Below are 7,785 nucleotides of genomic sequence, written 5' to 3' on the forward strand. Positions count from 1 at the left end.
CGTAATCTGCGTTACTAAATTTGTTCAAGTTATTTCTTGCAATCTGCCATATAGAAACATTTGCCAAAGTGATAATTTTAACTAAAGTCACGGTTTGCTCATACTTAGCAATAAAAGAGTCGTTCAGAATTCAACAAAAAAATTCCGAGCGACTCTCAAACTTTAACTATAGTTTCCGACCTTCTTGTCCTACTATTTATTTTGTCACGCCTTCTTGTGCCAGCGCAACTAAAGCTAATTGGTTCAAATAATTAAACGGCCGATCATAATAGGGTGAAAACAACATGTCCACAAAGGCCAGTTGTTCAATAGTATTTTGATTTTGGATGCAAACTGACAATAAATTGGCTGATTGCGCAACGTCATATTGGCTGTAAAGCTGGCCACCTAAAATTTTGTGACTGTCGCGGTCATAAACTAAGCGCATATCAAGTGGTAACGTTGATGGCATAAACTCAGGCCGATAATTGTCCGTTAACGTCGCTACCGCAGCATTAAACCCATGTTTTTGGGCACGAGCTAGCGTCAAGCCAGTGGAAGCCAATGTTTTGCCATACAAATGTAAGGCAGAGGTCGCCTGCGTCCCAATATCAGCCAGTTTGTGGCCAAATAAGTTCATTCCCACCAACAGACCTTGGCGAACGGCATTTGAAGCTAAAGGTGTGTAAGCAGCTTTTTGTGTGGGATTAAAATGAACCGCCACCGCATCACCCGCAGCGTAAACATCCGGATCCGAAGTTTGCATGTAACGGTTCACACAAATCGACCCATCTGAATTTAATGTCAACTGGCCCTGGGCTAAATCGCTTTGGGGACGAAAACCCACGCACACCACTGCTAAATCAGCTTGGTGTTCTGTTTTATCCGTTTGAATGTAAACATGATCAGCATCGCTATCAAATTTCAGTGCCACTTCATTTAGTTTTAAAGCCACCCCATGTTCCGTTAGATCTGCTGCGACCTTACTAGAAAATTCATGGTCCACATAATGCCCTAAAAGTGGGTGGATGCCATTGATCAAAGTCACTTGATGGTTAGTGTTACTGTAGCTTTCCGCTAGTTCCACACCAATGTAACCACCACCAATGATGGCGATATGGTGCTTAGTTTTAGCCGTTTCATAGATTTTCGTTGCGTCAGCATAATTTTTGCAAATTAAAATGTTAGGTAAACTGACCCCCTGAATCGGTGGAATCACCGGCACTGAGCCAGTTGTTAAAATCAATTTATCATATGAATCAGCAAATTTTTTCCCAGTCACTAAATCTTCTGCCAAAACTTGTTTGTGAGCCACATCAATTTGATAGACATCGTGTTTCATTTTAACCTTTGCACCTAAATGCGCCAAATCAGCTGGCGTCGCGTAAAACATGTCATCTAACGATTTGACGGTGCCGCCTAAATAAAGGGCGATGCCACAGGATAAAAATGAAATATTATCGTTGCGTTCATAAATGGTCACTTGTGTTTGAGGATGGGTTTTCAAAATCTGTTGCGCCGCACCCGTACCCGCATGCGTACACCCAATGATGATCACTTTCATTTACAATTCATCCTATTCTCGTAAATTATACCAATTAATATTAGTTCATAATCGACACTGGCTATCTATTTTGAATCAATTTTACCATAATTAGCGGGCTAAAAATAGCGCTGTCAATCTTAATTCTTGTTTCGTGACGTGTTACAGTTAATGTATCTTCTCAATCAAAGCTAGCGCTGTAGCAACTTGCTTTTGCGTCTCCGGTGACAGTTCAGTCTTCGTCAGTGCTGCTTGAACATTGGCCGCCAAAATTAAACGCATGGTTTTATCAATGGTCGAGCGAACGGCAGTTAATTGGATTAAAACATCTTGTGGCGTGCGCTGGGTGAGCACCATGTTTTGAATCCCCCGCAACTGTCCTTCTGCCCGCTTCAGTCGGTTTAATAATTGTTCGTTAGTCATTTAGTTGCCTCCTAATTTTCTTCATCGTTCTTTTATTTAAGCATCTACCACTCCCATTATAATGGAAAACGGACCACGGCAAACAGGTTGTCGTGATCCGTTGGTATTTATCGTGATGGTCGTGGTGTGCGCTTCTAGCGGGCAGTCTAATTTGTCTGCCATCACTACAGTAAACGCGCAACAGAAAGCAGCTTCTTCTGGCTGCCATGTTTCAACTTGGCGGTTTTCGCCATAGTTGAATGGTCAACGTCTGAAGCATCAGAGATTTTCGGTACGAAAATCTTCCTTTTCTGCGGAATAGTAGCTACAGCTGGCAAATCATTCACTTTGCAAATGATTTGCCAGTTTACATTAGTACTCAGAAGCTCCCGCTCCTCTGCAGTAATCATCATCGCCCTTTTAAACGCGCAACAGAAGCCAACTGTTTCCGCTTAGCCACGCTTAGCTGTCAATTTGCTTTGCAAATTTCCTGCTAAGCTGAGCTAATGCTCAACAGTTACCCGGCTTCTGTTGCGCTCTTTTTTTACTGAAATTTATCCAAGTCGATAAAGTAGTCTTGGTACCACACTAGGAAGGTGTAGATGACCCAGACTTGGCGGCGGCCGTCTTTTTTATCGACGTGTGTTTCGTCTAGCAACGTTAAAATTTTATCTTGGTCGAAAAATTGTTTGACAAAATCTTGACTGAATAATTCCCGGACTTTTTGGTAAAATTTGTCTTCTAGCAACCATTGATGGATTGGCACTGGAAAGCCTAATTTTGGCCGACTGGCAAATTCTTTGCCTAAATGTTTTTCTGACGCACGGCGGAATGCGTATTTTGTATCCTTAGTGTTTAGCAAATACTTGCTAGGAATACTATTTGCCAGTTCGGCAACTTTACGGTCCAAAAACGGCACCCGCAGTTCCAAACTGTGCGCCATCGAAATTTTGTCCGCCTTTTGCAAAATGTCATTCGCCATGAAATGATGCAAGTCAATGTATTGCATTTGTTTGACTTCATCCGCATCTTTTACTTTTTTAAAGTCACGTTTGTAATTGCTGCTGACATCGCGCTTACTTTGATAATCCGTTGTTAACAGACCATTTGCTTCCTGGCTACTAAAAATGGTCGGGTGTTCAAAGGTATAAATCACCGACTCGCCCACATAATATTCACTAGGTTTAGCTAACCGGGTGTACAAATGAACCTTACCGTGAAAGTTGCGCCCACGTTTAATGCGGCGAGCTAACCGGTAACGTGTCCCTTTTGGCAGTTTGCGCAAGCCTTCTGCAAACACTTTAATCACTTCGTTATGGGAGTGCATTCCATAGTTGACGTAACCCGCAAACATTTCGTCGGCACCTTCACCAGACAGCACCACCGTTACCTCTTTTGCCGCCATTTCTGACAAAAACCACAGCGGAATCAAGCTAGGGTTACCATCTGGTTCATCCATATGGTATTGCATCAAAGGAAACTTTTTGAACGCTTCTTCACCGTGAACGGTAGTAGTGTGAAATTCAAGTCCCAGCTGATCCGCCAGCACTTTGGCCCGGCCAGCTTCATTATAAGTTTCGTCAAATCCGACACTGAACACTTTTTCTGGTTTTAAAATACTGGTGACATAGCTACTGTCCACCCCTTCGGACAAAAAGCTGCCGACTGGAACATCAGCGATATGATGCAATTTAACCGATTCTTCTACCGATTTATTGATGGCCTCCACCGTTTGGTTGAAACTTAAATTATTCTCTTGATATTCCGCATCCCAATACTGCTCGATATCCACCTGGCCGTCACGCCACATGAAATAGTGACCGGCCGGAAATTTGTAAACGCCTTTGAAAAAAGTTTCGTCTAAATCATTATATTGATTCATTAAATAAGGTTTGAGCGCCTTTTTGTTCAGCTGCTTTTTAAATTTAGGGTGCTTCATAAATGTTTTCAGTTCACTAGAAAACATAAACGTGCCATCATCTAAATAGGTATAATACAGTGGCTTAATGCCAAAGAAATCCCGCGCACCAAATAATTCTTTTTTCTTAGTGTCCCAAATGAAAAACGTAAACATACCACGGATCCGCTGCAAAACGTCTTTACCCCAGGCTTCATAACCATGGAGCAACACTTCAGTATCCGTCTGCGTTTTAAATTGGTAGCCTAAGTTATCTTCTAAATCTGCCCGTACGCTTTGATAATTGTAAATTTCACCGTTAAAAACAATTAACTTACTGCCGTCCGCATTATAAATAGGTTGTTTACCATTAGTTAAATCGATGATTGACAGCCGCCGGAAACCTAACGCCACATCGTCATCGACATACTTGCCTTTATCATTAGGGCCACGGTGCTTAATGACTTCAACCTGCTTATCCAACGTCAGGTTTTTATCATCAACGGTTAAGTCACCGCCAGCAAACCCGATAATTCCGCACATATCAATTCCTCTTTCATTTCATTGCTCTTTCAAACAGCACTGCACTGCCGCCGGTACACTAAGGTTGCTTAAACCGCCAGTACGCACGCATTATGCTATTTGCCGACTGTTTTCAAATTATGCCTTTCATTATAGCATTTACTGGCACGCTAATCAGCCATGTTGCAGAAAATTAATTTTTGTTTAATTCATGAAAATGGACAAAACCGCTGTTTTTCATTTACAATAACTAAATGTTACCAAACTGTAATGTTGTCAGCGTTGACACCATTTTCAGGAAATGCTAGTTTATATATATGTGGTAGTAGATATTTAACCATAATTTAATTATCTTTAATATTTTATAAATTTTAACCAATTCTTATCGCAATACAGGTTGGCTGGAAATTTGGGAGGACTTAGATTCATGTTAAAAGGCACAAATGAACAGAAGATTCATTACAAAATGTACAAGGCTGGAAAAACCTGGATTTTCACCGGGATTTCAGTCTTAACCCTTGGTTTGGGGCTATTCAGTACGCAAAATACCATCCACGCGGCAACAGACACTGAGGATGACCAAACAACAACAGATGCGGACAATACCACCGATTTAAATGGTAAAACCGCGACATTGAAATCCAGCAAGGATAAAGCACAAGACAACGACGACGCCAATTCTGCTGCTGATGACAGTGACAGCACAGAAGCAACTAGTGCTGAAAAAGCTTCCGCCGCTGCTAAAAGTGCGGCAGATAGCATTGCAACCGCTAAAAGCCAAGCTGCTTCTGCTGCAGCTAAATCCGCTGCTGCTAGTGACGCGGCCAAATCTGTTGCTACTGCTAAAAGCGCAGCCGCTAAAGATCTTTTAAATGGCAAGACGGCTTTAGAATCTGCTTTAACACAAGATGACACCGATACAGCCAGTGCTGCTACTGACACACAAGCAACTAGTCAAGCAGCACAAACAGATGATCAAACAGCAGCTGCAACCCAACAAGATGACGCAGCCAGTGCCGCAACTAGTGATGCAACCGACACCACCAGCCAGGCAACTAACGCACAAGCAGATCAGCAAGCTGAACAAGCCACTGATCAAAAGACTGAGGATGCGCAAGCCACTGCAGCTGATGACGCTGATACGACAACACAAGACCAAGCTCAAAAAGCTGATCGTACAGCTGAATCTGCGGATACTGATGCAACAACGCAAGCTGATGCCACTAACGAAAGTGATCAGACCAACACTGACCAAACTGATCAGACTCAGACAACTGAAAATGACGCTGCTAAAACTGACAATGACAGTAAGCAAGTCAAATCAGATGCTGAGCAAGCAACTGATGACACAACAGCTAATGACAGCAACGAAGCAACAGTTGAACAAGATGACACCGCTGATGCAGATGCTGAAACAACAACTGACGAAGACACCACAGCTGCAGATAAAACGTCAGATCAAGCTGATAAAACTGATCAAACAGTAAATGATGAAAAGCAAGCTGAAACTGCTGATAAAACTGCAGACAATGCTAAAACTGAAAGCACTGAAAAAGCAACTGACAAATCTGAATCAACTACTGCTAAAAAGGACAATACTGATACAACAGCTCAACAAGCTGCAACTCAGGCAGAATCCGAGCGGACAGTTAAAGACACAAATAAAAATGCTGCATTAAAAACTACTAAAACCGCAGCTAGCACCCAAGCAACAACGGCAAGCATTTCACAACAAATTTCGAAATTAACTGCCAGCTATCGCAACTTATCCGCATCAAACCGCGCATTTTTGGATAGCATTGCAGCAGGTGCCATTGCTGGCTGGAAGAAATACGGCATTTTACCTTCTTTGACTGCCGCACAAGCAATCGTCGAAAGTGGCTGGGGCAAATCCAGTCTTGCCGCTAATTACCATAACTTATTTGGGATCAAAGGTTCATACAACGGTCAGTCTGTTTCCCTACCAACTTCTGAATGGTATGGTTATTGGGCAACAGTTTATGACAAATTCCGAGTTTATCCAAATAACTCCGCTAGTGTTGAAGACCACGGTCGTTTCTTAATACAAAACTCACGTTACAGTAATTTAATTGGTGTCAAAGATGCAGCTACGGCAACTTATTTGATCCGCCAAGATGGTTACGCAACGGACCCGAACTACAGTAACACGCTAATGAGCATTATCAATAGTTATAACTTAACTAAATGGGACCAATTAGCCTTTAACGGCGCGACAGACATTACAACTGGTGGCGGCAGTTCCAGCAATAATAGCTCAAACAGCAATTCAAATGCCAGCACCTATACCGTTAAAAGCGGTGATACTCTCTCTGGCATCGCTAACCGGTTCTCAACCACGACCCAGTCTTTAGCTAGCAAAAATAATATTAGCAACCCGAACTTGATTTACGTGGGCCAAGTCTTGAACGTTTCAAAATCAAGCAGCTCATCTAATCATTCGAATTCTTCTAGCTCAGCGAAGTACTATACCGTTAGAAGTGGTGATACCTTATCCGGCATTGCTTCCAGTCATGGCACCACTACGCAAGCTTTAGCTAGCAAGAATAACATTAAAAATGCTAATTTGATCTATGTTGGTCAACGCTTAGTGATCAGCGACAGTAGCAGTTCTAGCAGCCATACCAGCAGCTCTAGTCGCTACTACACCGTCAAAAGTGGCGATACCCTTTCTGGCATTGCGTACAGTCACGGCACCACTACCCAAGCTTTAGCTAGCCGGAACAACATTAAAAATGCCAACACCATTTATGTTGGTCAAAAATTAAGCCTTTCTGGCCGTGCAGCAACAGGCTCAACGGTAACTCAATTGAGCAACGGTAAGAGCTACACCATTAAAAGCGGTGACAGCCTTTCTAGCATCGCTGCACAACATGGCATGACAGTACAGCAACTTGCACGTAAAAATGGTATTAGCAATCCTAATGTCATTTACGTCGGCCAAAAATTAAGCTTCTAAGCATCTCTAAATCATAAACTGTATTGCGAAAAAACACACTTTAGCAATTGCTAAGGTGTGTTTTTTACGTCTGATGAAAATAACGATCAGCATTGTCCTCTTTTCAATCAAATTAATCAGATTCAACTGATTTTCTGCAAAAAATTTCATGGCACCTTCACTAACCCTAATGAGTTGTGCTATAATGTTTGGGTAGTGATTTGGGTCCATAGCTCAGTTGGGAGAGCGCCTGCTTCGCATGCAGGAGGTCGACGGTTCAAGTCCGTTTGGATCCATAAATAAACTAACATCATCCGGTAAACGTTGTGATCACAACATTTACCGGATTTTTTCTTTTCCCTAAAACTCACATCCGCCCAAAACCAAAAAAGCTAGCTATCACACCTTCATGTGGCAGCTAGCTTTAATTATTGGGTCTAGAATTTTTGGTGTTGGAAAGTATTTCCATTCCAAAAGTACTAGGCC

At 42.3% G+C, this 7,785-nt stretch carries 5 protein-coding genes and 1 tRNA gene; 3 read left to right on the forward strand and 3 right to left on the reverse strand.

What is annotated here, in order from left to right; all coding sequences use genetic code 11:
• Positions 1–196: 196 nt before the first annotated feature.
• Together FC24_RS04950 and FC24_RS04955 are read right to left on the reverse strand one after the other, a co-directional pair.
• Entirely contained in the window at positions 197–1,543 is a 1,347-nt protein-coding gene (locus tag FC24_RS04950) for an FAD-dependent oxidoreductase (RefSeq protein WP_057873778.1), read from the reverse strand.
• Positions 1,544–1,690: 147 nt separating this feature from the next.
• Positions 1,691–1,945 (reverse strand): metal-sensing transcriptional repressor, encoded by a 255-nt coding sequence (locus FC24_RS04955; protein WP_057873779.1) that lies wholly within the window; start codon positions 1,943–1,945, stop codon positions 1,691–1,693.
• A 61-nt stretch (positions 1,946–2,006) separates the two neighbouring features.
• Between FC24_RS04955 and FC24_RS11470 the strand changes: the two genes are divergently transcribed.
• The gene (locus FC24_RS11470) at positions 2,007–2,180 is read left to right on the forward strand and encodes a hypothetical protein (protein WP_157059088.1); all 174 of its coding nucleotides are present in this window, start codon (positions 2,007–2,009) and stop codon (positions 2,178–2,180) included.
• 288 nt (positions 2,181–2,468) lie between these two features.
• Here FC24_RS11470 and asnB read toward each other — a convergent pair whose 3' ends face one another.
• Positions 2,469–4,364 carry an asparagine synthase (glutamine-hydrolyzing) gene (gene asnB / locus FC24_RS04965; RefSeq protein WP_057873781.1) on the reverse strand — a complete coding sequence of 632 codons (1,896 nt, stop codon included), beginning with the start codon at positions 4,362–4,364 and terminating at the stop codon, positions 2,469–2,471.
• A 406-nt stretch (positions 4,365–4,770) separates the two neighbouring features.
• Between asnB and FC24_RS04970 the strand changes: the two genes are divergently transcribed.
• Positions 4,771–7,320: a LysM peptidoglycan-binding domain-containing protein gene (locus FC24_RS04970; protein ID WP_057873782.1), complete on the forward strand. Its 2,550-nt coding sequence runs from the start codon at positions 4,771–4,773 to the stop codon at positions 7,318–7,320.
• A gap of 202 nt (positions 7,321–7,522) precedes the next feature.
• Positions 7,523–7,595, forward strand: a tRNA-Ala gene (locus tag FC24_RS04975).
• Positions 7,596–7,785: the final 190 nt, after the last annotated feature.

The organism is Loigolactobacillus rennini DSM 20253 (assembly GCF_001436505.1).
Classification (GTDB): domain Bacteria; phylum Bacillota; class Bacilli; order Lactobacillales; family Lactobacillaceae; genus Loigolactobacillus; species Loigolactobacillus rennini.

Excerpts from the sequence above, each read along its gene's own strand:
- FC24_RS04950 (WP_057873778.1), bottom strand. The coding sequence starts at position 1,543 with ATGAAAGTGATCATCATTGGGTGTACGCATGCGGGTACGGGTGCGGCG.
- FC24_RS04955 (WP_057873779.1), bottom strand. The coding sequence starts at position 1,945 with ATGACTAACGAACAATTATTAAACCGACTGAAGCGGGCAGAAGGACAG.
- FC24_RS11470 (WP_157059088.1), top strand. The coding sequence starts at position 2,007 with ATGGAAAACGGACCACGGCAAACAGGTTGTCGTGATCCGTTGGTATTT.
- asnB (WP_057873781.1), bottom strand. The coding sequence starts at position 4,364 with ATGTGCGGAATTATCGGGTTTGCTGGCGGTGACTTAACCGTTGATGAT.
- FC24_RS04970 (WP_057873782.1), top strand. The coding sequence starts at position 4,771 with ATGTTAAAAGGCACAAATGAACAGAAGATTCATTACAAAATGTACAAG.